The organism is Cohnella herbarum, assembly GCF_012849095.1.
GTDB lineage: Bacteria > Bacillota > Bacilli > Paenibacillales > Paenibacillaceae > Cohnella > Cohnella herbarum.
On record NZ_CP051680.1, the window covers coordinates 253848 to 279326 of the forward strand.

The 25479-nt window shown below is 48.8% G+C and carries 17 protein-coding genes and 1 tRNA gene; all 18 read left to right on the top strand.

The window, feature by feature from the left end:
• The first annotated feature begins 171 nt into the window (after positions 1 to 171).
• Positions 172 to 1152, top strand: a complete 981-nt coding sequence (locus tag HH215_RS01135) for a CehA/McbA family metallohydrolase domain-containing protein (protein WP_169278224.1) — start codon at positions 172 to 174, stop codon at positions 1150 to 1152.
• On the top strand, positions 1152 to 2108 hold the full coding sequence (locus HH215_RS01140; RefSeq protein ID WP_169278225.1) for a PHP domain-containing protein: 957 nt from the start codon (positions 1152 to 1154) through the stop codon (positions 2106 to 2108). Before HH215_RS01135 ends, HH215_RS01140 begins: the two co-directional genes overlap by 1 nt.
• Positions 2109 to 2116: 8 nt before the next feature.
• Positions 2117 to 3472: an MATE family efflux transporter gene (locus tag HH215_RS01145; RefSeq protein WP_169278226.1), complete on the top strand. Its 1356-nt coding sequence runs from the start codon at positions 2117 to 2119 to the stop codon at positions 3470 to 3472.
• 62 nt (positions 3473 to 3534) lie between these two features.
• Positions 3535 to 4347 (top strand): phosphonoacetaldehyde hydrolase, encoded by an 813-nt coding sequence (gene phnX / locus HH215_RS01150; protein WP_169278227.1) that lies wholly within the window; start codon positions 3535 to 3537, stop codon positions 4345 to 4347.
• Complete coding sequence (locus HH215_RS01155) at positions 4337 to 5704, top strand: aspartate aminotransferase family protein (protein ID WP_169278228.1); 1368 nt, start codon at positions 4337 to 4339, stop codon at positions 5702 to 5704. The genes phnX and HH215_RS01155 overlap by 11 nt, the downstream gene beginning before the upstream one ends.
• Before the next feature lie 130 nt (positions 5705 to 5834).
• Entirely contained in the window at positions 5835 to 7223 is a 1389-nt protein-coding gene (locus tag HH215_RS01160; protein ID WP_169278229.1) for an extracellular solute-binding protein, read from the top strand.
• A gap of 88 nt (positions 7224 to 7311) precedes the next feature.
• Positions 7312 to 8244, top strand: coding sequence for a carbohydrate ABC transporter permease (locus HH215_RS01165; protein ID WP_169278230.1), 933 nt, complete (start codon positions 7312 to 7314; stop codon positions 8242 to 8244).
• 17 nt (positions 8245 to 8261) lie between these two features.
• Positions 8262 to 9095: a carbohydrate ABC transporter permease gene (locus HH215_RS01170; RefSeq protein WP_169278231.1), complete on the top strand. Its 834-nt coding sequence runs from the start codon at positions 8262 to 8264 to the stop codon at positions 9093 to 9095.
• The gene (locus HH215_RS01175) at positions 9092 to 10207 is read left to right on the top strand and encodes an ABC transporter ATP-binding protein (protein ID WP_169278232.1); all 1116 of its coding nucleotides are present in this window, start codon (positions 9092 to 9094) and stop codon (positions 10205 to 10207) included. Before HH215_RS01170 ends, HH215_RS01175 begins: the two co-directional genes overlap by 4 nt.
• A gap of 79 nt (positions 10208 to 10286) precedes the next feature.
• Positions 10287 to 11069, top strand: coding sequence for a DeoR/GlpR family DNA-binding transcription regulator (locus HH215_RS01180; RefSeq protein ID WP_169278233.1), 783 nt, complete (start codon positions 10287 to 10289; stop codon positions 11067 to 11069).
• Between the two features lie 244 nt (positions 11070 to 11313).
• Complete coding sequence (locus HH215_RS01185) at positions 11314 to 11745, top strand: BlaI/MecI/CopY family transcriptional regulator (protein WP_169278234.1); 432 nt, start codon at positions 11314 to 11316, stop codon at positions 11743 to 11745.
• Positions 11742 to 12539 carry a M56 family metallopeptidase gene (locus HH215_RS01190; RefSeq protein WP_169278235.1) on the top strand — a complete coding sequence of 266 codons (798 nt, stop codon included), beginning with the start codon at positions 11742 to 11744 and terminating at the stop codon, positions 12537 to 12539. Before HH215_RS01185 ends, HH215_RS01190 begins: the two co-directional genes overlap by 4 nt.
• A gap of 68 nt (positions 12540 to 12607) precedes the next feature.
• A complete protein-coding gene (locus HH215_RS01195) occupies positions 12608 to 13423 on the top strand; it encodes a prolipoprotein diacylglyceryl transferase (protein WP_254450330.1) in 816 nt (271 codons plus the stop codon).
• A gap of 270 nt (positions 13424 to 13693) precedes the next feature.
• Positions 13694 to 17071, top strand: coding sequence for an alpha-amylase family glycosyl hydrolase (locus HH215_RS01200; protein WP_169278236.1), 3378 nt, complete (start codon positions 13694 to 13696; stop codon positions 17069 to 17071).
• A 91-nt stretch (positions 17072 to 17162) separates the two neighbouring features.
• A complete protein-coding gene (locus tag HH215_RS01205; protein WP_169278237.1) occupies positions 17163 to 21326 on the top strand; it encodes a carbohydrate binding domain-containing protein in 4164 nt (1387 codons plus the stop codon).
• 95 nt (positions 21327 to 21421) lie between these two features.
• A tRNA-Leu gene (locus HH215_RS01210) sits at positions 21422 to 21508 on the top strand.
• Between the two features lie 533 nt (positions 21509 to 22041).
• A complete protein-coding gene (locus HH215_RS01215) occupies positions 22042 to 23802 on the top strand; it encodes an ABC transporter ATP-binding protein (protein WP_169278238.1) in 1761 nt (586 codons plus the stop codon).
• Positions 23802 to 25472 (top strand): ABC transporter ATP-binding protein, encoded by a 1671-nt coding sequence (locus HH215_RS01220; protein ID WP_169278239.1) that lies wholly within the window; start codon positions 23802 to 23804, stop codon positions 25470 to 25472. Before HH215_RS01215 ends, HH215_RS01220 begins: the two co-directional genes overlap by 1 nt.
• Positions 25473 to 25479 lie beyond the last annotated feature (7 nt).

Consider the following 25479-nt stretch of genomic DNA (forward strand, 5'->3'; position numbering starts at 1 on the left):
GCGTTTCTTAAAGCGGATCTCGATCGACGGGTTTTATTAACTTTGTTAACGCGTCGTTAAATAAGATCAATTCGATTGAAACCGAATATTGTTGGCTGTATGATGATCACAAACAACATAATAAAAGATGAAAACACAAGAAAGCAAAATCATCTTACTGGAGGAGAGCATATGAAAAACAAAATTTATTTAGACCGAAATGAAAAAACGTATAAAGGCAATCTGCATCTTCACACGACATGGTCTGACGGTTCGCTTCCGGCCGCCGAGGTAGTCGAAGCCTTCAAAAAGAAGGGCTATCATTTCATATGTTTAAGCGATCATGAGGTTTATACGAGAACGGATGAGTTTAATAACGCGGAGTTCATCACGATTCCAGGTATGGAAAGAGGAGGACTGAATCCGGTCGCGGATAAAGATCCGGGCTACCATTTCGGCGTGATAGACGATCCTACGGAAGAGCCAGTTCAAGCAAGATTCGAACATCTGCAGACATTTCCGACGCCGATTCCCTGGGAAGGAGACCATTCTCCGCAGGTGCTGATCGACGAGATGCGTTCCCACGGCAATCTGGTTATATTTAATCACCCGGAATGGCATTTAACGCGCTTCGACGACATGGTCGAATACGATCGGTTTTTTGCGACCGAAATCTATAACCATGCGACGGAATGGTCGACCGTAAGCTCCTATGGCGCTGCTTATTGGGACCATGCGTTGCAGAATGGCAAGCGGGTATTCGGGATCGCGGCGGATGATTCGCACGAACATAACCCGAATTGGAAAATTCCCGAATACGGCGGGGGCTGGGTGCAAGTTCAAGCGAATGCTTTAACCCATCGCGACATCGTGAGTAATTTGAAACAAGGTTATTTTTATTCCAGCACCGGTCCGGAAATCTATGATCTGCGAGTAGAGGATGGACAGCTGACCATTGAATGCTCCCCATGCAAATTCATTATGTTTAAAGCTTTCCCGCTACGGGGGCCGTTCGTCGGTAATTGCGATAACGGTAAGCCACTGACCTTGGCATCGATGCCGATCGAAGAGGATATGCAGTACATTCGCGTGGAATGTATTGATTTCGACGGGAACGTCGCATGGTCCAATCCGGTGTTCGTTGCGGATTTACTTGAGGGGGACGAGCATTAATGAAGTCGATCATCTATTTGGACGGACGCAATCGCAAGTTCAAGGGCAATCTTCATACGCATTCTACTCGAAGTGATGGGCAGTATGCCGCTGAAGTCGTCATTAACGCATACAAGAATAAAGGCTATGATTTCATGTGCCTGAGCGATCACGAGATTTATTTTAAGTCCGATGCTTATGACGATGACCGGTTCATTCTATTAGACGGTTACGAAATGGCATGCGAGATGAATTGGCGGAAGACGGGACAGCAATACCACGTTCACGGCCTGCTGGATCGTTCGTTAAATTCGGAAAGCGAGTTCGAGCATGACGAAGAGCATGCCAAACCGGATTACGAAAGCTTGGACACGATTCAGAGCATGATCGACGAGATGCGCCATAAAGGCAATCAGATCATCATGAATCACCCGGAATGGTCGAGGAACAAACCGGAAGATTTACTCGCGCTGCAGGGATATTTCGCTGTCGAAATCTATAACCATCAATCGGAGCTCGACGAAGCGGTCGGTTACGGCGTAAGCCATTGGGATTACTTGCTTAAGAACGGTCGCAAGGTGTTCGGAGTAGCTGCGGACGACGCTCACGGAGGAGAAATCGATACCGCCATCTCCGAATTTTTCGGCGGATGGGTTAGCGTAGAATCCGAGGAACTGCAACAACAGTCCATTATTAACGCATTAAAGAACGGTCGGTACTATTCGTCGAACGGTCCTGAAATATACGATCTGCGCGTGGAAGACGGCTTCTTACGGATCGAATGCTCCCCGGTAAAGTTCATCAAGTTCATTACGCATCCTTACAACGGACGTACTTTATACAACAAAGACGCTTCACCCATAAGCAACGGAATCTACCTGGTAGATGGCAAAGAGCAATATATCCGCGTGGAATGCGTGGATTTCGAAGGAAATATCGCTTGGTCCAATCCCATTTTCCCGGCCGACTTACAGTAGGAGGAAGCGTGATCAGCAACTTAGATTTGGAATTTCGCAAGGATATGAAGAGGCTCGTAGTCCCCTCTATCTTACAAATGCTGATCGGGAATTCGTTCTCGCTGATTAACACGCTCATGGTCGGAAGCTTGGGGGACACCGCCGTTGCGGTCATGGCGGCCGCAGGACAAATCAGTTTTATTCTGAGTATGATTTTGTCCGCGATCTTCGGAATTGCATCTTATATTACGCAGTTTTATGGCAAGGGAGATCTCGTAAACGTCAAAAGATCGTTTGGTCTCATGTTGATTTCCAGCGTCATCGTTACGTTGATCGTGTTTACGTTGGTCTCTTGGTTTAAGGCGCCTATCCTGTCCCTTTTTCTCAAGGATGAGACGGCCGTAGCTTACGGCGTACAATATTTATCGGTTATCGTGTTCGTGTTTCTCATTAATTCTATTAAGGACGTATATAGTAACGCGCTAGGTTCGATCGGCCGAATAAAGCTGACTTTAGTCGTTGGTATTATCGCGATGTCTCTGAACGTCCTCTTGGACTATGTCCTCATCTACGGGAAGTTCGGATTTCCCGAATACGGGATCGTAGGGGCGGCTTGGGCGACATTGCTTTCGTCGATGATGAGCGGGTTCATTTTGATCGGCTATGTCTATGGGAAGAGCTATTACGTCAATGTCACCTTAAAGGAGATATTCTCCTTTGATTTCTCTTTTGTGAAAAAAGTGTATGCGACAACGCTGCCGCTGATGTTCCATGAAGGGTTATGGTCGGTTGGGAATATGTTATATGCGGTAGCCTTCGGACATATCGGGGTGGCGGCGCTTGCGACATATCAACTGGCTAACACGTTCAACGGTTATTTTATGATGGGCATATTCGGTTTTGCTTACGCTGCCAAAGTCATGATCGGTCAGAAGCTAAGCCGGGAGGATCCGAGCGAAGCCATTATTTATGCCCGTAAATTCACTCGAATTGCTTTGTATTCGGCGATAGTCGTAAGTATAGCGATTTTCCTTCTAAGTCCGTTTCTTATTCACTTATTTCCGAATCTAAGCAGCGAGGTCCAATCGTCATTTCGGAACGTGATGATCATTCAAGCGATCGTTATGGTCATGTTTTTCTTAAACAACTTATGGATAGTCGGAATGTTCAGAGCGGGCGGCGACAACCTGTACACGATGAATTTAATACTCGTCTCCACTTGGCTCATTGCTTTGCCGTTAGTGTTCGCTGGAGCTTATCTCTTTCATTGGCCGGTTGAGTGGGTGTATCTCATGTTTACCTTGGAGGAAGTATCGAAGGCATGCATCGGATTTTATAGATATCGTTCGAACAAATGGGCCCGGAATCTGATTCAGAACATGTAGCGCATCCGATATTCAGCGAACTAATACATTACGTACCATACAACAGGAGAGTGTATACGAAAATGAAAATACAAGGGATTATTATGGATTGGGCAGGGACGACGGTCGACTATGGATGCATGGCGCCCGTTCATGTGTTCTTGGATATATTCAGGTCCAGAGGAATCGAACCGACGATGGATGAAGTTCGGGCACCTATGGGGCTGCTGAAATGGGACCATATCAAGGCGATGCTCGAGATGCCTCGTATCGGTAAATTATTCGAGGAACGGATGGGGCGTCCCTATCGGAACAGCGACGTGGACGAGTTGCATGACGAGTTCGAACCGAAGCTGCTTGAAATCTTGCATAGATTCGCGGAACCGATCGAGCACGTCGTGGACGTCGTGAATCGATTGCGGCGGGACGGCTTGAAGATCGGCGGAACGACGGGGTATAACGATGCGATGATGAAGATTGTCGCAAGCAATGCCCGGGAGAAAGGCTATGCGCCGGATTACTGGGTGACGCCGGATTCCGTATTTGGCAAGGGCCGTCCGAATCCTTACATGATCTATTCCAATATGATTCATCTGGATATGGGAGTCCCATCGCAGGTCATTAAGGTCGGAGATACGGCATCGGATATCCAAGAGGCGATTAACGCAGGAGTTTGGGCAGTCGGAGTCGTGAAAGGGAGCTCGATGTTAGGCTTGACGGAAGAGGAAGTAGGAACGATGGAGCACAGCGTGCTACGGGAACATATTGACGCGGCCAAACAGCGATTCTTGGAATGCGGAGCGCACTACGTGGTAGAAAAGATGTCTCATTTGCCCGATATCGTCGAATTGGTTAATGAGCAGTTGAAGGAAGGGGACAAGCCCCGTGGAAATTAAATCTTTCTCCAGAACGGAAGGAGATATTAATTTATCGACGGAGCGAAAGGGATGGCAGGAAGCTCATCTCAGTCAGCAAACGTTGGAGGTACTGGAGGAAGACAGCCGATATTTCCTGCACCAATCGATGTCGACGCCTTGCATGAACGTCATCACGAATGCGGAAGGCATTTATATAGAGGATATGGACGGCCGCAAGTTTATGGACTTTCATGGCAATAGCGTGCATCAAGTCGGATATAAGAACCGATTCGTAATCGATGCGGTTAAGAAGCAATTGGACGACCTGCCCTTTCTCCCCCGTCGTTATACGAGTCCGATTGCCGTACAACTGGCCGAGAAGCTAGTCGAACTTACCCCGGGCAATCTGAACAAAGTACTATTAACGCCCGGAGGAACAAGCGCGATCGGACTTGCCCTGAAGCTTGCCCGGAAGGCAACGGGGAAGTTCAAGACCATATCCACTTGGGATTCGTTCCATGGAGCGAGCCTGGATGCGATATCCGTCGGAGGCGAAGGCGTTTTTCGTAACCAGATGGGGCCGTTGTTGCCGGGAACGGAACATTTGATGCCGTTTAATTCTTATCGCTGCATTTTCGGTAACGGCGCGGATTCCGAGCGGAAGAGTTTGGATTATCTGGAGTACGTGCTTCAAAGAGAAGAAGACGTAGGAGCGATCATCATGGAGCCGATCCGAAGCACGGACGTGCAGATTCCTCCTAAGTCCTACTTCCAAAGACTGCGTCAACTGTGCGATCAATATGGCGTTCTTCTCATCCTGGACGAAATTCCTACGGCTTTCGGAAGAACGGGCACGATGTTCGTCCATGAGCATTACGATATCGTGCCCGATATCGTCGTGATCGGCAAAGGATTCGGCGGCGGAGTGTTTCCTATGGCGGGGATTATCGCTCGCGAAGATCTGGATATCGCTCAAGACATTTCGCTCGGGCATTACACTCACGAGAAGAGCTCGGTAGGCTGCGCGGCTGCATTGGCAACCATCGAGTTCATCGAGAACAATCGGTTGCTAGCGCATGCGACGCGGATGGGCGCATTCCTGGAACAAAGGCTTACGGAAATGATGGACAGGCATGAAATCATCGGAGATGTACGCGTAAAAGGCATGCTGGCGGGAATCGAACTCGTAACGAGCAGATTAACGAAAGACAGAGCGATAGAGGCCACGGAGAAAGTCATGTACCGTTGCATGGAGAGAGGATTAAGTTTTAAGGTTTCGAATGGCAATGTCATTACGCTTGTGCCGCCGTTAATTACGACGCAGTCGCAATTAGAACAGGCACTATTCATCATTGAGGACGTAATCGCCGAGATCTCCAGTGTTAAAACAACATAATTTCATAAGAAACAACAATAAAACTATAAGTTTACGTGTGTTTAATCATCTGTTTACACTGCCGCCGTATACTAAGCTTGTACCGATAGCGATGCTGACGATTAAGAGATTACGAGGAGGATTGCAAAGTATGAAGAAGTTTGTTGTCACTGCTTTGAGCGTGGTCATGGGAGTAGGGTTACTGGCGGGTTGCGGGACGGATGGTGAATCCGGGAACTCGACTCCGGCAGGTAATACCGGCGGGTCTAACGCTGCTAATGGCGGTAAAGCGAAGGAGATTTCGATTTCCGTTCGCGAGAATACTTGGGGAGCCCGCAAAGACAACTTTCTAGAAGCAGAGAAGCGCTTGAACGAAGAGTTAAAGGCCGACAACGTACAAGTGAAAATCGACTGGTGGCCGGGAATCGACGACGAAGAGCTCATACTTCAAGCGCAAGCCGGCAAATCGGCGGACATCTTCATTAACTCCAGCGTAGATATCGGTTGGCAGCTGGAAGCGGGCATTATCCGCGATATCGACTGGGTTAAAGACTCCCAAGTATTCAAAAGCGTTCCGGATTCCTATACGAATATCATGAAATACGATGGTCATTATTACGGAGTCATTCAGGACATGGATGCTTCTCCCGTGTTCATCAGTCGCAAAGCGCTTCAAGGCTTAGGCTGGACGAATGAGCAGATAGACGGTTTGAAGGCTCGCGTCGATTCCGGAGATTTTACGTTCGGGGATTTGGTGGATTTAGCGGACGAAGCGAAGAAGAAAAATCTGGTTAAGGTCGGCTTTGCCGTAGAGGATACCAGATTCGAAGGCTGGAACTACGCCTTCGGCAATTATAACTACAATCCGGAACAGAATAAATTAGTGCTTGCCCGTCCGGCTTTGGATGTCTACTCTTTCTGGGCCGATGCGGTGAAGAGAGGAGTCATAACCGAAGGGATCGGCAATATCGATACGGACAAAGCGGCTCCTATGTTCATTAAGGGCGACATCTTCGCCGAATTCGCACGTACGGAATTCTACCAAATGATGCGGGAAGCTAACGGGATGAAGGACGATATCGAGGGCTATAACGCATGGTTCAAAGAGAACGTGATTTGGATTCCGGTTCCCTCGGCGACCAAAGGCGGCAAGCCATCCTCCTATAGTAACCCGGCATTAATATTCGTCGGTCCTAAAGTGGACGACGCGAAAATGCCTTACGTGCAAAAATTGATCGAGCATGTTCTCGATCCCGATCTCCAAGTGAACCATACGATCGTAAGCGGAAAATTGCCGGTGACGCCGGAAGCTCAAGAGGATCCGCGGTTTAAGGAAATGGGATTCTACGAAGAGCATGCGTACTTGGTTGAATTTACTCGCACTCGCCCGCCGCAACCGGATTACGCGACCTTTATTAAAGGCTATACCTTAGGCGTGGAGGCCATCTTAACCAAGGGCAAATCTGCGGAAGAAGCATATGAACTATTCCAAAAAGAAGTGAAGCAAAACGTGCCGCAAGAAAATGTCATCATTGAGTAGATAAACCGGATTCACTCTATCGAAAGGTGCGCTAATCTTAGGTTAGAGCACCTTTCCAGTTATTCTGAAGGAAGTGGTGAAAGTCTACATGGAGAACGCGACCACTCGGCAAACCTACAAAAAACCGTTTACTAAGAAAATCTACCCGTATTTGTTTATTATGCCGTTTGCTGTGCTGGTGTTCATCTTTTTTATATTACCTGCCATTGCCACGATCGCAATGTCGTTTACCGATTTGAACGCTTCCATGAAGCCGAATTTCGTTGGATTTACGAATTTTAAGAGAATCTTTATGGATTACAATCTTCCTCAAATTTTATGGAACACGGCTATCTTCGCGGTGCTATCTTTGGCCATCTCGATGCTCTTTGCTTTAATTATATCGATTGCCACTCAGTACTTTCTTAAAGGCAAAGTGACAGCTGTCATATACAGAGTATTATGGCTCATTCCAAGCATAATTCCGGCCGTCGTCTACGTAACCTTCTGGAAATACGTGTTCGACCCGACCGAAGTCGGATTGCTCAATAGCATCATGCATCAATTCGGCGTGGAATCCGATCCCGTGTCATGGTTCACGAAAGCCGCTATGGCTATTGTCATTGTAGCAACGATCATTTCCACCATTTCCGGAGGCATGATCTTATTGTCCGCCGCGATCAACTCGATTCCCGAAGATTTGTACCAAGCCGCCCGAGTGGATGGAGCAAGCGAGAAATCGGTCATTACGAAGATCATTCTTCCTACGTTAAAATGGCCGTTAATGTATATCACGATTTCGGAGTTGATCGGTTTCGTATCGTCCTATTTCTTCATTATGCTATTGACGAACGGCGGGCCGATGAGAGATACGACGACCTTGTCCTTATACGCCTATCAGCAAGCATTCAACTTGAAATATTACGGCTACGGCTCTGCCGTGTCGTTAATCGTCGTGTTAATATCTTTTATCCTTACACTATTCTTCTTACGGTTATTCGACTTCGACCAAATGATCAAGCCATCTAGAATTGAAGATTAGTTAAGGAAGGAGGCTGCATGATGTCAACCGGTACGCTTAAAAAATTGTTGGTTCATACCTATATGACGTTATTTACCTTGCCAATAATCGCTATGATCATATGGTACTTCCTAGCGGCTACGATGAACTTTACGACCGGGCAGTTTTCCATGGAGAACTTTTCGTTTTTCGGTAAGCCGGTGGAGTATGCAGGGGTGAAGCTTCCGTTAATATGGCCGATCGTCCTCAATACGATAGTGTACTCGTTTTTAATTGTCGCCATTGAAGTATGCATATCCGTACCTACGGCGTACGCCTTTGCAAGACTGGATTTTCGCGGGAAGCGGGCGACGATGAAATTTTTGTTCCTCATGAGATCCTTTCCGGGCATTACGTTAATTATCGCGACCTTCTTCATATTGGTTCAAATGAATTTGGTTAACACGTATTTGGGAGTTCTATTGGTGGCGATTACTGGGTCTCTTCCAGGACGGGTGTATATCATGAAAGGATTTTTCGACGAAGTGCCGTGGGATATCGAATGGGCGGCTATGGTCGACGGCTGCACGCGGTTCAGCGCATTCAAAAAAGTACTCGTACCTTACGTGCTGCCGGGGATCGGCGCGATAGCCGTATTCTCTTTTCTCGGAGCTTACGGAGAGTGGTTTCTGTTCAAATTGCTCATCTTCAACGATGACATGCTGACGCTGGCAGGCTACTTGTCTAAATTAGTGACTAAAGAAAACAACATTATCAATTACGGCTTGATTACGGCTATCGGATTATTCTACACGCTGCCAATCGTTGTTTTCTATATCTTTACGCAGAAGATCTTCATGAAGGTCAACTTGGGAGGAGCGAAGCAGGTATGATTACTTTGAAAAGGATCGTAAAGGAATACGACGGTAAGCAGGCGGGCAATAAGGCTGTAGATGGGCTGGATCTCGAGATTAACAAGGGAGAATTCGTAGCTTTGCTCGGACCTTCCGGGTGTGGCAAGACTACGACGTTAATGATGCTTGCCGGATTGCTTAAGCCGACTTCCGGAGAAATATACTTCAGCGACAAGCTGATGAATCATGTAGAGCCTAAAGATCGTAACATCGGGATGGTGTTTCAATCTTATGCGTTATACCCGCATCTAACGGTGCGAGAGAATATTGCCTTCCCGCTAAGAGAGAGGAAAATTCCGAAGCTGGAAGCTTATGAACGAGCGAAAGAAACGAGCAAAATACTGCAGATCGATCACCTGCTCGATCGCAAGCCTGCCCAACTTTCCGGCGGACAGCAGCAACGTGTGGCCATGGCTCGGGCGCTTTCCAAAAATCCGGAAATATTGCTGCTCGACGAACCGATGTCCAATTTGGACGCGCGGCTGAAATTAGACGTTCGGGATGAGATTCGCAAGATCCAGCGTAAATTGGGAGTAACGACGATAATCGTCACGCATGATCAAGAAGAGGCGCTAGCGATCTCCGATCGGGTCGCGATCTTGAACGGGGGTCGAATTCAGCAATACGCGCCTCCCAACGAGCTGTTTAATCATCCGACCAATTTGTTCGTGGCGAGCTTTCTAGGAAATCCGCCGATGAACCTCGTTACCGGAACGCTTGAAGAGAAGTCCGGCAATCAAGTCGTCGTTACGAACGGTTTCGAGTATACGCTGCCGGAAGAGAGGAAGCTGAATAAGCTGCATATCGGGAAACCGGTCCAGTTCGGCATCAGACCTCACGACATCGCGATATGCGAGGCTAGCGATAAGCAAGCGATTCGGATGAAGGTGGATCTGGTCGAGCACTTAGGCAGCGGAAAACTCGTTAAAGTGATAGATCCGCAAAATAAGCTAGAGACGATGATTCGTCTGTTGACGGACAATGAAAATGAAGTTAGCTCTCGAGATAACTTGCATATTAAATTTAAGGATGCTAAATTTCATCTATTCGATATGACGGATAACGGACGCAATTTATATCAATATCGTTAGCAAGCGGTGCCGATTCGTAATAAGCAGGAGAACCGTGGAAGATTTTGATATAATAATGCAAGACGAAGGAGGGGATCGGGTGTCGCTGGCGGGGGAGGAAAGAAAAACGAGTATTATGGACTTGCTCAATGAAAGAGGGAAAGTTATCGCGAGCGAGCTTTCTCAGTTGTTCGAAGTTTCGACGGAAACGATCCGTAGAGATCTCGACGAGCTGGAAAAAGAAAATAAACTGAAAAAAGTGTATGGCGGAGCGGTTAAATTTCGAGTCGAAGTGGAGCTCGGGCATAACGAGAGAGAGTTCGTACACGCGGAAGCTAAGCGCAAGATCGGTTTCTTGGCCGCGGAATTGATAGAGGATAACGATGTCATCGTGGTGGATGAAGGCAGCACGGCGCTGCAAATCATTCATTTCTTAGTGAATAAGCGAAATTTGACGATATTGACGAGCTCCATACCGGCTCTTATGCTTCTTATCGAACATCAAAAACGGAATAAATACGACGGTAAAATTATTTTTATCGGCGGCGAAGTGAACGCCAAACATCTTCGAGTATCCGGTCCGATTGCCGAAAAGATTATGGATGACTTCTACGTGAACAAATCTTTCGTTTCCGTCGATGGAATCTCTCTGAAAAACGGCGTTTCTAGCTATGATTACGAAAGATCCGTGTTCACCAAAAAGTTGATCCGTTGCGCGGAAACGGCGATCGTAGTGGCGGATTCCTCTAAAGTCGACAAACGTACAGTGGCCAAAATCGTCGATATGGAAGACATCCACATCATCATATCCGATCAAGCACCTCCAACAGAGTGGAAGCCGGCTCTTATGAAGATGGATTTAAGATGGATTCATCCTCAGTGAATCCATTGAGGTAGGAGGGCGGACACCCGCGACTATCCCTCTTGCTCAGAAGCTGTGTGTTGGCATGATTCTTGAAAGTTCCTTTGGCATTATCCCCTCTACTCAGAATCAATGAAGGGGGGGCCTCTCATCGGAAATACACCAACTTTTCTGATGTAGATTACTATAGGAATGAATCATGCCGCAGGCTGTTGACATTTGTGCGCCACCATACTACTATGTGTAGTATGGTGGTGAGACAACAATGCAGATCAAAAAAATGAATATGGGCAGTGAAGGCCTGAACCGATTTTTTGGGCCTCTGGAGTCCCGGATTATGGATATTCTTTGGACTTCCGAAGGTTTGAGCGTTAAGGAAGTGCAAGCGATCCTGGATCAGGAAAGTCCGATTTCGATTAATACGGTGATGACCATTATGAATCGTCTGCTGGACAAGGGACATTTGGCAAAGCTCATGACGGGAACCGGCCGGGCGAGGGCAGCCAAGTTCTGTCCGATTCTATCCAGAGAGCAGTTTCTGTCCGAACAAACGAAGCAAGTGTCGCAGGGACTCATTCAAGAATACGGAAGTTTAGTCGTAAACCACATGATTGATGCGCTTGATGAAGTCGATCCTGAAGTCATCACAAGGCTGGAGCGCAAGCTACATGATCTGAAAAGCAGGAAAAAGAAATGAGTCCGATAACAAGGCTAAGAGGCTCTTATTCTCTGATGATAGTCATAATAACAACTGCGATTGCACAAATGGGATGGATTCTTGTCTATCAAGTCCGCAGCGGAACGTTCCAAGCTCCCGTTTTCAATTATGCAATCATCTTAGTACTTGGATACATGCTTGGCATGATGATATGGCGGATTATCCGGCAAATGTATTTATCGCAAAAATGGATCAAACATTTTCGGTCCCGCAAACACGATAAACTCACCAAGCGCTTGCAGTACATATGCCGAAATTGGGGAACAGAAATCATCGTTGTACAGGAAGACTCTTTTGTTGCGCTTACGATTGGACTAATTCGACCCAAAATCGTTGTCTCCACAATGGTTGTAGACAGGTTTAGCAAAATGGAAGTAAAAGCGATTTTGCTGCATGAACGATATCATTGCCTCAATCACGACGGACGCAAAATGTTCCTCTCCAGCTTGCTGGTTGATGCTTTTGGCTATTTGCCGATCGTTAAACCAATTGTTCGCTATTATGAGACATGGAAAGAACTGTTTGCGGATCGATATGCAATGCAACAAATGGGCACGGAATTGTATTTAGGTAAAGTCTTGTTGAAATTGGCAAAACGCGAAAATCTTCAGCGTTATCATTCTGCCGTTTATTTTGCGAATACAACCTTGCAATATCGCGTGATGCAGGTTCTTGAGCCAGAAGAAGCTGTGAAGGTTCCGCTTGCTTTACTGAAGCCATTTTTGAGAACCTGTTCCATTTTGCTGTTGTTAATCGTGGGTGGGGATTCATAATCCCTTTTTTTTAACTAACAATACTACATATTGTAGTTTGGTCGTCTGAAAGCTTGGGACCTTAAACCATGAAAAACGATTTGGGGGATGAACTCGTGCATAATGAATTAATTACAATCGGTCCGGTAACCATTTACGGCTATGGGATGATGATTGCGCTCGGAATCCTTGTCGCTTACAAAGTAGTCCTATATCGTGCGACAACGGAACAAATCGTGCAATCCCATATATTCTCTTTAACCGTGCTTAGCCTTATAGGAGGATTCGCGGGAGCCAAGCTTTTGTATTGGATCACTCAAATCAATAAAATCGTAAACGACCCGGGCATTGTTTTAAATGTTTCCGAAGGGTTCGTGGTCTACGGAGGCATAATAGGGGGGATTTTGGCTGGTTACGCTTATTGCCGGAAGAAAAAAATAAACTTTCTCCAACACCTGGATCTGTTTGTGCCTTGTGTAGCATTGGCCCAGGGATTCGGCAGGATCGGCTGTCTGCTTGCGGGGTGTTGCTATGGAGAAGAAACGGACAGTTGGATTGGCATTACCTTTCGCCACTCGGAGTCCGCCCCGAATGATGTCAAACTTGTCCCTACGCAAATCATGGAGAGCTTGTTTTGTTTTTCTCTTTTTATAGCGCTAGTCTATGTGTCAAAAAAATACCGGCCGCATCATGGAGTGATTGCGGGTTTGTATCTTGTAATGTACAGTGTAGGACGGTTTGGCATCGAGTTTTTCAGAGGCGACCTTATCCGAGGACAGTTTGGGGTTCTTGCTACCTCGCAGTGTATCGCTATCGGGGTGATTTTGATAACCAGTCTTGCATTTCTGATCGATAGAAGAAAAAAACTTGCTATTTCGGACAATAGTCAGACGGAGGCGCGCTAGGAACACGGCTGATCAGAAGAAAGCGGAAGTTATTAAGAAGGCCAAAGATTTTTGTAGCGCCACGATTCGACCGATTTCGTCATGTCGGCAAGAGCTCGGGACTTAGGACTCTATTTCATTGGCATGTATTGACAATAGAATCGGGAACATGCTAATTTCTATTCGGGAAACCGGTTTCCTAGAAATTAATGAATGAGTGAAATGAAGGAGTGCTCTGATCAAGCACGAATGTAAGCGCTTAATATAAGAAAATCCAGGAGGGAAATAAGGATGCTCAGAAGATGGTTATCTCCGTTGCTTATTGCGGCTTTTATGTTAACTCTATGCGCTAACGTATTCATCGTCTCTCCCCAAACCGTACATGCGGCAAGCATAGGTACGATAGACGAGAACGACACGATCTATCAAATTATGGTCGACCGGTTCCATGACGGAGATCCGAGCAACAATGCGACGGGAGCGGCCATCCGCTACGGCGAAACGTCGGAAGAGGACTTCCGTCATATGAAAGGCGGCGACTGGCAAGGGATCATCGATAAGCTGGGCTACATTAAAAACATGGGCTACACGGCGATCTGGATATCTCCCGTCGCCGAACCGCAAATGACGAACCGGGAAAATAACGGTTCGGGCAGAAATACGGCTTATCACGGCTACAATATCAAAGATCCGAACAAGGCTAATCCGTTCTTCGGAACGAAAGAGAAGCTCAAGGAGCTCGTAGATTCGGCACATGCCCTCGGAATCAAAGTCGTCATCGACGTCGTTCCGAATCACATCGGCGACTATATGTTAGGAACGCAAGCCTTTTACGATATTCCTAGCTTGCAGCCGGCGGCTCCGTTTAACAATCCGTCTTGGTATCATCACAACGGGGATATCAATTTCGCATCCGTCGAAGGGATTTATACCCAAGCGGCACAAGATTATCTGGAGAACTATGACTTAGGTGGACTCGACGATATCGATTTCGACGTCCCGGCGGCCAGGCAAGCGATCTTCGACTCGATCAAAGGCTGGTTCGACTACACGGGGGCGGACGGGGCGCGCGTAGACGCGGCTAAGCTAATGAAACCGACGGACATTGGCGCGTTGCAGAATTATCTAGGAGTAAACACCTTCGGAGAAAACTTCGACGGAAACGCGGAATTCGTCTCCCGCTGGGTCGGCGCGAACAAAGAATGGGGAATGCTGGACTTTCCGCTGTTCTTTAAGATTCTTAGCAGCTTTGCGCACGGGCAGTCTTTCGATGCGTATATCAAAGACGGCTTAGCCCAGGATTATCGGTATAACGGCAACGAGAACCATATGGTCACCTTCATCGACAACCACGACCGAAATCGGTTCCTTCAGGAAGCGGGAGGAGACGTGCAGAAGCTGCAAAACGCGCTGACGTTTATTTTCACCGTGCGCGGTATGCCGGTCGTCTTCCAAGGAACGGAGCAAAACAAAGGGAATGCCAATAATCAAATTCTGAGCGACGGAATCGCGGATACTTGGAACCGTTGGTCGATGGTTAAGCGCGATGCGAACGGCAACGTCATTCAGAACTATTTTAACGAGAGTACGAACACGTACCAGCACGTCGCCAAGCTCAATCAAATTCGCTCGAAGTATGAAGCGCTCCGTAAGGGCAAACAGCGCGAGATGTGGTCCGCTCAAAATCTGTACGCCTTCTCCCGCCGCGTAGAAAGCGGTACTAACGTTGGGCAGGAGGTACTATCGGTATTCAGCAACGCATCGAGCGGAACGCAAAACGTTACGATTCCTCTTCGGGCCGAGAGTACCTTAACCGCCGGGACGGTTTTAGTTAACCAGTTGAATACCGCAGACAGCATTACCGTTCAATCCGGAGGAGTCACGGGTAAGCAAATTACGGTAAGCGTGGGAGCGAACTCCGCGAAAATTTATGCCAAGGAGATTTCCGACACGCAAGCGCCGACGGTGCCTACGAACGTGAACGCAAGCGCGCTTAGCGCGACAAGTATCCAAGTCACTTGGACGGCTGCTACGGATAACATCGGCGTCACCGGATACGAAGTGTTCCGCAACGGATCGTTGGTTGGAACGACGTCCGGAACTTCATTCACGGATAACGGATTAACGGCCGCAACGACGTACTCCTATACCGTCAAGGCATACGACGCGGCAACGAACCGGTCCGCGTTAAGCTCGCCGCCGGCTTCGGCGACGACGACTCCGCCGGATACGCAGGCGCCGAGCGTACCGCAGAACGTAGCGGCAACCGCGTCGTCGTCCTCCTCGATCAACGTCGCATGGACGGCATCGACGGACAATATCGGCGTCACCGGATACGAAGTTTACAGGAACGGTACGCTCGTTGGACAGTCAACGACAACCTCCTACGCGGACGTCGGTCTTGCGGCAACGACCTCATACTCCTATACGGTCAAAGCTTTCGATGCAGCGGCTAACCGTTCGGAATTCAGCGCGCCTCCTGCCGTAGCTACGACGTTAGCCGGCAATAACGTGACGATCTATTACAAACAAGGCTTCACGACGCCTTATATCCATTACCGTCCTGCCGGAGGCACATGGACGACGACGCCTGGCGTACCGATCCCCGCATCGGAGGTACCGGGATATAACAAGATTACGATCAACATCGGTACGGCGAGTCAACTGGAAGCTTGTTTCAACAACGGTAGCGGGACATGGGATAGCAACAATCAGTTAAATTACTTGTTCGGAGTCGGAACGTGGACGTACACTCCGACGGGGAACATCGTATCCGGTGCCCCTTCGTTGCCGGAAAACGTTCCGCCTAGCGTTCCGCAGAACGTAGCAGCGACAGCCGTATCGGCTACATCCGTGAACGTCACTTGGAGCGCATCGACCGATAACGTCGGGGTTACCGGGTATGAAGTGTTCCGCAACGGAACGTTAGTCGGGACCTCCGCGACAACATCCTTCGCGAGCACGGGACTTGCGGCCGCAACGACTTACAATTTTACGGTGAAAGCTTACGATGCGGTCGGCAACCGTTCCGCCGAGAGCACGCCTCCGGCTTCGGTAACGACTTTAGCTGGTAACCAAGCCACGATCTATTACAAGAATACTGCATTTACGAATTCTTATATTCACTATAAGCTCGACAATTCTACTACTTGGACGACGTTGCCTGGAAGCCAGATGCAAAGTTCATCCTTCCCGGGATACGCGAGCATCACGATCGAGCTTGGCAGCGCGACGGGGTTAACCGCCGCCTTCAATAACGGCAGCGGAACTTGGGACAATAACGGAGGCAGCAATTATACGTTTGCCTCGGGAACTTGGAGCTTGGTCAACGGCAACAAAACGTCCGGAACGCCGCAAGCGGACAGCGTAACGTTACGAGTGACGGTGCCATCGTCAACGCCCGCGAACGGGCCGGTTTACTTGACGGGAACGTTCAACAATTGGTCCACGTCCGATGCCGCGTATCAATTGACGAAAGGAACGGACGGCGTTTACTCTATTACGTTGAACTGGACTTCGGGTACGGCGGTTCAATACAAGCTCACGCGGGGGACGTGGGCGACGGTCGAGGTGAATTCGAACGGAAGCGATATTTCCAATCGTACGATAACTCCATCCGGAGGAGCTCTAACCGTAAATCTAACGGTACAACGCTGGAAAGACCAATAAGGAACGGCAGAGGGTTGTCGAGAGGGTTGTTGAACTATCGACAGCCCTCTCTTTTTGAGAATAAGAGAATGAAAGGGGATACAAGAAGATCATGATTAAGATGAAATGGCTTTCTCGATCGATTGCCGTTTTGCTGGGGGGTGCTTGGTTGCTGCAAGCTGGCGCTTCCGGCGTTTCTGCCGAGATCGCCGCCGCTCACGTTTATCATAATCATATGCCTAATTTCTGGGCTTACTATGACGTCAATCAATATGGTTCGACTCCCGTCGGGAGCCCGATTCGGTATACGTACGACGGGGATGTCATCGCGCTTAAGAACAATCCTCCGCCAGGTTATCCCTATTATTTGCCTAGCGGAGCCATCATGCCCCACGATGACCTGGTATCTTATTACTCTCATCACGCCAAGAAAGGAGCCTATCTGAGTTGGCCTTGGAGCGTAGCGGGAGATCTGCGCAACAATCACGCCCAAGCCCAGATGCACGTGACGATGTCTGGGTCGCTCGTCAATAACGTGAACAGCCTTGTTCAACGCGGCAACGTGAACGACTACAACAACCTAAATTGGTGGCAGCCATGGCGTACGGCATACAACAATCTTCTAACGCAGAATGGGAAGAAGACATTGGATCTGATCCATTTTACGGGTCATCATAGCATGGGGCCGTTAGCCGGCAACGATTATATGCTGAAAGATTTGATTTACCAAGGAGCCGCTCTTGCCCAGCCTTATTTTATGGGAAGCAGTTATAAATCTTCGAACGGATTTTTCCCTACGGAGCTAGGGTTCTCGGAACGGATTATTCCGGTGCTACAGAAGCTAGGCATTCAATGGTCGGTCATCGGGAACAACCATTTTTCGCGTACGTTAAAGGACTATCCGTTATTGAACAGCCCGGGTACCGATACGATGATATCGCCACCCAACCGCGCGGATTTGCAGAATACGAGCAATGTCGGCTCGTGGGTGAGCCAGAACATGTTTAACGAGCAACAGGTCGTTCATAATAAATATCCGTTCGCCTCTACGCCTCATTGGGTTCGTTACGTGGACCCGGCTACGGGACAGGAATCGAAGGTCGTTGGTATACCTGTCGCTCAAGCAGAGTCATGGGAGGAAGGCTACAACGGCAGCACGAAAGCTACGGCGCTCAAGCCCTTCGAAGGGATTTCATCCCAGAAACAGTTTTTCGTTGTCGCGCACGACGGCGATAACTCTTCGGGGCGCGCGGGCTCGGAAGAAACCTGGCGCAACGCGGCGAACGTTACGTATACCGATTCCGGCGTGAAGGGGATGGGAATCGATGAGTATCTTCGCATGAATCTTCCCGCCGCGAACGATGTCGTTCACGTCCAGGACGGCTCATGGATCGATACGAGAGATTCTTCATCCGATCCGACATGGTACCATTGGCGGTTGCCTTTCGGCATATGGAAGTCGCAATTCTCAAGCTTTAATCAAGCGAATCAAACCGCTTACGCGCCTAAGAAAAACTTAGCGGGAATCGACGACGGAATGACGGTATCGTTCGAGTACGGATACCATTACTTGGAGCGCAACTTCGCTTTGTTGCAAGCCGCTTTGAACTATGCGAAGACGGCGGAGCAAATCTGGCTGGAAGAGCATCCGAACTATTGGCAACCGACCACGGCGCTGGATCATGAGATTACGTATCCGGGTAACCAATTAAATCCTTGGATGCTGTCGTATCCGGTGAAGGGGAACGTCGCCAACGATTACGCGGGCGGCGCTAATCCAGCGGAGCTCGCTTGGTATTTCCTGCTTCCCGCAATGGATTCCGGCTTCGGGTATTACGACGAGAACGTGGACGATAACGTGAAACCGACTTTGTCCTTTAATCAATCTTTATATTTCTCCAAACCCTACGTGCAGTCTAAGTTAGCCAAGGATAAAGTGGGACCTTCCGTCTGGTGGCCGCAGCGCTATCCGTATAACCCGGGCAGCGCGAACGTGAGTAAAGCGGAAGGATGGACATTGCATCATTTCGATAATTCTTTTGCCATCTATTCGTACGCCTACGATACGAGCGGGATCCAGAACATCAAGGTCAAAGTCAGGACGCATACGAGCAAGTCGGCCGACGCCGCGGACAATACGTTTAAAGTGTACGATCCGGCGGCGCTTCAGGCGGCAGGCGTGCAAGGGATTGATCCGGCAAAGGTCGGCTCATGGACGGAATATTCGATGAACGTACGCGACCTAACGCCGGATATAAACGGAGTAGATTGGCAGCCCAGCGGCAAAGCGGTCATGGCTAAGGTGCCGGCGCAGGAAATCGGGGATCTCTATTATTCGTACATCGATGACTACCGCGACCAATTATTAGACTACTATATTGAAGCAACGGATTCGAAAGGCAACGTTACGAAAAGCGAGATCCAGCAAGTGTACGTCGGTGCGGGCAAATATAATCTCGTGGGCGGCAAATACATCGAGGACGTGCAAGGATCTGTTACGGGCACGCATCCTTTCATAACCGATCAACCGACTATCCCGGATAATGAACCTCCAAGCGTACCGGCTCAGGTAAGCGCGCAAACGATCAACGCTTCCTCTATTAAAGTGTCATGGAGCCCATCCACGGATAACGCGGGCGTTACGGGATACGACGTTTATCGCAACGGAACGAAAGTCGGGACGTCTTCAACTAGCGCTTATACGGATAATGGTTTAGCGGGCAGCACCGCCTATTCGTACACCGTTAAAGCGTATGATGCGGCAGGCAACCGCTCGGACTTCAGCGCACCTCCAGCCGTCATTACGACGCCAGCCGGCAACAACGTCACGATTTATTACAAGGCAGGCTTCACGACGCCTTATATCCATTATCGCCCGGCCGGCGGGACGTGGACGACTTCTCCGGGAGCCGCCATTCCGTCGTCGGAGTTGCCCGGATATAATAAAATCACGATCAACATCGGCGCCGCAACGCAGTTAGAGGCTTGTTTCAATAACGGAAGCGGCACATGGGATAGCAACAATTCGCAGAACTATTTATTCGGAACGGGAACATGGACTTACACGCCTACGGGCAACATCGTAGCGGGTGCCCCGATCGTGGATACGCAGGCACCGACCGCACCATTGAACGTGACCGCTCAAGCGGCATCGGCCGTGAGCGCCACGATTACGTGGAGCGCGTCCACGGACAACGTCGGGGTTACGGGTTACGACGTGTTCAGGAACGGCGCGAAAGTCGGATCGACGGCGACCGCGACGACTTATACCGATAGCGGACTTTCTGCGGGAGCTTCCTATTCTTATACAGTGAAGGCATTCGATGCGGCGGGTAATCGTTCGGTGAGCAGCGATCCTCCGGCCGTCATCTCGACTCCGGCGGGCAACAACGTGACGATCTACTACAAGAAAGGATTCGCCGCGCCGTATATTCATTATCGCCCGGCTGGAGGTACCTGGACGTCTGCGCCGGGCGTCGCCATGCCGGAGTCGGAGGTATCCGGATATAACAAGATCACGATCAGTATCGGTACGGCGAGTCAACTGGAAGCTTGCTTCAACAACGGCAGCGGGACATGGGACAGCAACAATTCACAGAACTATTTGTTCGGAGCGGGAACATGGACGTATACGCCGACGGGGAACATCGTATCCGGCCCTCCATCGTTGCCGGAAAACAATCAGGCTACGATTTATTACAAGAATGCGGCGTTTGCGAGCTCCTATATTCATTATAAACTCGACAACTCGACGACGTGGACGACATTGCCGGGCGTGCCTATGCAAAGCTCCGTTTATCCGGGTTATTCGAGCGTCGCCATTGAGCTCGGCAGCGCAACGGGATTAATCGCAGCCTTTACGAATGGCAGCGGAAGCTGGGATAACAACGGCGGTAGTAATTATTCGTTCGGCTCGGGGACGTGGAGCTTAATCAATGGCAGTAAGACATCCGGAACGCCGCAAGCGGATAGCGTAACGTTACGAGTGACGGTGCCGTCGTCAACGCCCGTGAACGGACCGGTTTACTTAACGGGTTCGCTCAACGGTTGGGCGACTGGGGATTCAGCCTATCAATTGACAAGAGGAACCGACGGAGTTTATTCTATCGATTTGAATTTGCCGGCAGGGACGGCGATTCAGTACAAGCTGGCGAGAGGAACTTGGGCTTCGGTAGAGGTGAATTCGAACGGCAGCGATATCGCCAATCGAACGTTAACCCCAACGGGGGGCTCGCAGATCGTTAATCTATCGGTACAGCGTTGGAAGGATCAATAGATTTTATCGGAAAGTTTAGGAAGTAAATGATTGACTTTGCCTATCATCCATGATAAATTATAATTCTGACTCGGAAGCCAATATTGTCAGAATGTGCGGTCGTGGCGGAATTGGCAGACGCGCTAGATTCAGGTTCTAGTGGTGTAACAGCCGTGGAGGTTCGAGTCCTCTCGACCGCACCAAACTCTCAAACAAACTCTTCTTAGGAAGGGTTTTTTCTTTTTGATTTATTATACTGAGTGTACATTCGTAGGAATCACTTCATATTTAAGTATGGCTTCACTCTGACTATATACATGACCATGGATTCGTGGTAACGTACGAATATAATAAGGAAAACGTTTTACGTCATTACATTCTCAAATTTGAGTTAATTAAAAATTTTTACAATTATTCAAAATTATAGTTTAATAGAGTGTCTTTATATGTTATTATTTATATATGCTCATCTCCGACAACATTGTATAGGGCGATATTCTTGCAAATTATTGCAAGGAGCCTTCCTAACCTCTCCGATTCAAGTCATTCATTTCTTAGCAAAGCGGCTTACTCTCCAATACCGTGTCAAAACCCACAAATTCAACATCAGGTCAACACGATAGAAACTCTTTAGATAGAGTTATATAGATTATTACAACGATTAGGAGGGAAATAATAATCTGATTTTCGGTATGCGCGATATAATTTCTAACGACGTAAACAATGAGGTGATGCGTTGTCGTTTAAGGAGCTTATATCTCCAAGTATCTTGAACCGCTCTGCCAAGGGCTCGCGTCGATATTTGCTTATAGCGGTGACGGCAGCGATTTGCGGCGCTTTGGCTGAAATGGCCATAGCTTTGTCGATCATGCGATTGGCTGATGCCGGATTATCCGGGGACGAAAATACCGCCATTCGGATGTCCATCTACATGTCGGCAGCGGTTATTGTCGGTTTTCTGTTGAAGTTCTCGATAAAGGCGGCCGCGACGCGATTCGGAGCAAATACCGCTTATAAGTTGCGTTCATCGTTGTTCGCTCATATGACGAAATTAAAGCAATCCGAAGCGGAATCCCGCCACGCGGGCGATTGGATGTCCGTTCTATCCAATGATGCGTTCGCGATCGAGCAATTTTTTACTTATCACTTATGCAATTTGTTGTTTCACCCTATCATGGCGACAGGCACTTTTATTTTTTTGTTCTTGTTGCAATGGAAGCTTGTTTTGCTATGCTGCTTGATTATACCGCTATCGCTCTTGATTTCTTGGCAACTAGGAAAGCCGATTATTCGACAATCGCAGCAATTGCAAGAGATCGAAGGGACGATCAACTCCCAAATCCAGGATGCCGTGCTCGGGCAAGCTTTAATAAAGTCCTACGGAAGGCAGAATTGGCTGAGGGAACGATTTGAACGTGTTTTGAAGAAAGGCCTGTTCAAAAGCTTTGATTTGGAACGGCAAAGGTCGCTCATCATCCCGTGGCAAATTCTACTGCAAACGCTTCCATTCGCGATGTGTATTCTTTATGGAGGCTGGCTGGCCATTCATGGCGATATGCGTCCTGCGGCATTGCTTGCCTTCATCTATCTATTGGGCTATTGCATTCAATCCGCTTCCGCGCTGCCGGAGCTGATCAATCAGTTATTCGTTGCGGCAGGCGCGGTTAGGCGGTTGGATCAGATCATGGACTATCGAACGGAAGACGATACGGGGACGACAGTGGCCGATAACGAGGATCGGACAAGTACGGATGAGAGCGAAAGCGTCATTTCATTCAACGATGTCAATTTTCAATACGCGGGCCGCTCAGTGCTTGCCCTCAACGATATTACTTATGACGTCCGGAAAGGCCAATTCGTTGCGATCGTCGGGCCGAGCGGTTCCGGGAAGAGTACGATCATGAAGTTATTAAGCAAGCTATACGAACCGAATGGAGGAGAAATTCGGTTATTTGGAAAGCCGTTAGCCGATTACAATCCGCAGGCAGCTCGTTCCATGATTTCTTTCGTGAAGCAACATACGTTCTTGTTCCCGGGCACGATCTTGGACAATATCAGACACGGCAAGCCGCTTGCGACGGATAGGGAAGTGATCGAAGCGAGCATAGCCGCAGGGGCAGACGCATTTATTCAACAGCTTTCCGAAAGTTACCTGACACAGATTGGCGAGAGGGGAGCGGGATTATCCGGTGGGCAGATGCAGAGGATTGCCATTGCGCGAGCGCTGTTGAAGGAAGCTCCGATCATTGTTTTCGACGAACCGACCTCCGCGCTCGATGGAGAGTCGGAAGCGATTATTCAAGAGACGCTACGGCAAGTTCGAAGGGAAAAAACCATTCTCGTTATCGCTCATCGATTGTCTACGGTTCAAGACGCGGATCTCATTCTTGTGATGGATCAAGGCCGCATAGTCGAGTCGGGAACGCATGAACAATTAATGCGGCATAGCGGGCTATATTCCGGCTTGCATCAAAACTTATTAGAAGGTGTCTCCTAATGGCCGAACGACGTTCGGAGTGGTTGCGCTTTTATTCCATGCTGCCGAAACCGAGGCGAAGATATTTCCAATATGCGATCGGCGAGTCCTTGATTCGATCGATTGTTCCGATCGTCACGGCATTCGCTCTCAAATGGACGATAGACGCGTCGGTGTCGGATGATATCAACATTTTATGGAAAACGTTTTCTATATTATGCGGTTCTACCCTCTTGTTCGCCGCCCTATCGCCTTTGCTCGTCTACAGAGTAAAACGGACGGCCAAGCTACTCAGCGTCGGCATACGCGGCAAACTGATCAACAAAGTCGCATACTTGTCTTTTCCGTTCTTCGAACGCCATGAAAGCGGCGAATTGATGTCGAAAATGTCGAACGACGTGCTTCAAATGGAGGAAATGTATACCGAGCATATGCGTAATTTAGTCCATTATGCGATCGTGGGCCTAGCTTCCTTCGCGGCGATGCTCGTTTTGGAATGGCGATTTGCCGTGTCGCTGATCTCGTTAACCGTCGTGATAGGAGCGGTGAACTATCGATTCCTACGTCCGTTGCGAATACTTAGCCATACTTTACAGCAACGGAAAGGCGAAGCGAATGCCAGATGCAGCGATTTGTTACACGGTCTCTCCACGATTAAGCTCTATCAGCTGGAACCCGTCGTCATCGGGCAATACGATGAACGAAATCGCGAGATTCAGCATTTAACGAGTAGATTCGGACTACAAACCGCAGGGCTGGAAGCCATGAATTATTTGTTGACCTTCATAAGTTTCGGGGGCATTGCCGTAGCGGGAACGTTTCTAGTACTGAGCGGTTCGATTGAAACGGGTTCGCTCATCGCCCTTATCCAGTTGCAGATGAACGTAACGTTCGTCATTATGCTTACGGGCGGATTGGTTGCCCGAATGCAGGTTTCCGTTACGGCATCCGAACGAATCAACGGATTGCTCGAGAGTGAAGAGGAAACCCAAGAGATCGTCGAAGGGAAGTCGGATTCGTCAGAAGGCACGAAAGACTATGCCGTGGAGTTAGACGATGTATTTTTTTCATATGGCCAAAGATCCGTTCTACGAGGGGTTAAGATGTCGGTGCGGTCTGGCGAGACGGCCGTCATCATGGGAGGGAGCGGCAATGGAAAAAGCACGCTTTGCAAGCTGTTGCTCGGTTTTTATCGACCGGACAGCGGCAGCATCAGACTGCTTGGCGATGATTTCTCGCAGTGCTCGCTGACGAATTGGAGAAGTAGAATCGCTTATGTTCCGCAAGAACCGTTTCTCTTCTCTGGGACGATCGAGGACAACATTCGATTTGGGAACCTTGACGCTTCGGATGAAGACGTACGGACCGCAGCCGCGGCAGCAGGCGCCCACGACTTCATTCACTCGCTGCCGGAAGGTTACGGCACGAATATTACGCAAGATGCGTCCAACCTATCGGGAGGACAGAAACAAAGGATTACCATTGCCAGAGCTTTTCTGAAAGACGCCCCGATTCTGCTTCTGGACGAGCCAAGCTCTTCGCTTGACGCCGCTGCGGCGAATGCGGTGGCGGATGTCGTGAACCGATTGAGGGGGGTGAAGACGTGCCTCGTTATCGCTCATGAATCTAAGTCGCGATATCAATCTGACGTTGTGTATTGCATCGAAGAGGGGAAAGCGCAAAAACAGTAAACGGAAA

Bases quoted from the DNA above. Each gene is read 5' to 3' on its own strand.
- HH215_RS01175 (WP_169278232.1), top strand. From the start codon at position 9,092: ATGATTACTTTGAAAAGGATCGTAAAGGAATACGACGGTAAGCAGGCG.
- HH215_RS01140 (WP_169278225.1), top strand. From the start codon at position 1,152: ATGAAGTCGATCATCTATTTGGACGGACGCAATCGCAAGTTCAAGGGC.
- HH215_RS01205 (WP_169278237.1), top strand. From the start codon at position 17,163: ATGATTAAGATGAAATGGCTTTCTCGATCGATTGCCGTTTTGCTGGGG.
- HH215_RS01185 (WP_169278234.1), top strand. From the start codon at position 11,314: ATGCAGATCAAAAAAATGAATATGGGCAGTGAAGGCCTGAACCGATTT.
- HH215_RS01170 (WP_169278231.1), top strand. From the start codon at position 8,262: ATGATGTCAACCGGTACGCTTAAAAAATTGTTGGTTCATACCTATATG.
- phnX (WP_169278227.1), top strand. From the start codon at position 3,535: ATGAAAATACAAGGGATTATTATGGATTGGGCAGGGACGACGGTCGAC.
- HH215_RS01165 (WP_169278230.1), top strand. From the start codon at position 7,312: ATGGAGAACGCGACCACTCGGCAAACCTACAAAAAACCGTTTACTAAG.
- HH215_RS01190 (WP_169278235.1), top strand. From the start codon at position 11,742: ATGAGTCCGATAACAAGGCTAAGAGGCTCTTATTCTCTGATGATAGTC.
- HH215_RS01135 (WP_169278224.1), top strand. From the start codon at position 172: ATGAAAAACAAAATTTATTTAGACCGAAATGAAAAAACGTATAAAGGC.
- HH215_RS01195 (WP_254450330.1), top strand. From the start codon at position 12,608: ATGAAAAACGATTTGGGGGATGAACTCGTGCATAATGAATTAATTACA.
- HH215_RS01200 (WP_169278236.1), top strand. From the start codon at position 13,694: ATGCTCAGAAGATGGTTATCTCCGTTGCTTATTGCGGCTTTTATGTTA.
- HH215_RS01160 (WP_169278229.1), top strand. From the start codon at position 5,835: ATGAAGAAGTTTGTTGTCACTGCTTTGAGCGTGGTCATGGGAGTAGGG.
- HH215_RS01220 (WP_169278239.1), top strand. From the start codon at position 23,802: ATGGCCGAACGACGTTCGGAGTGGTTGCGCTTTTATTCCATGCTGCCG.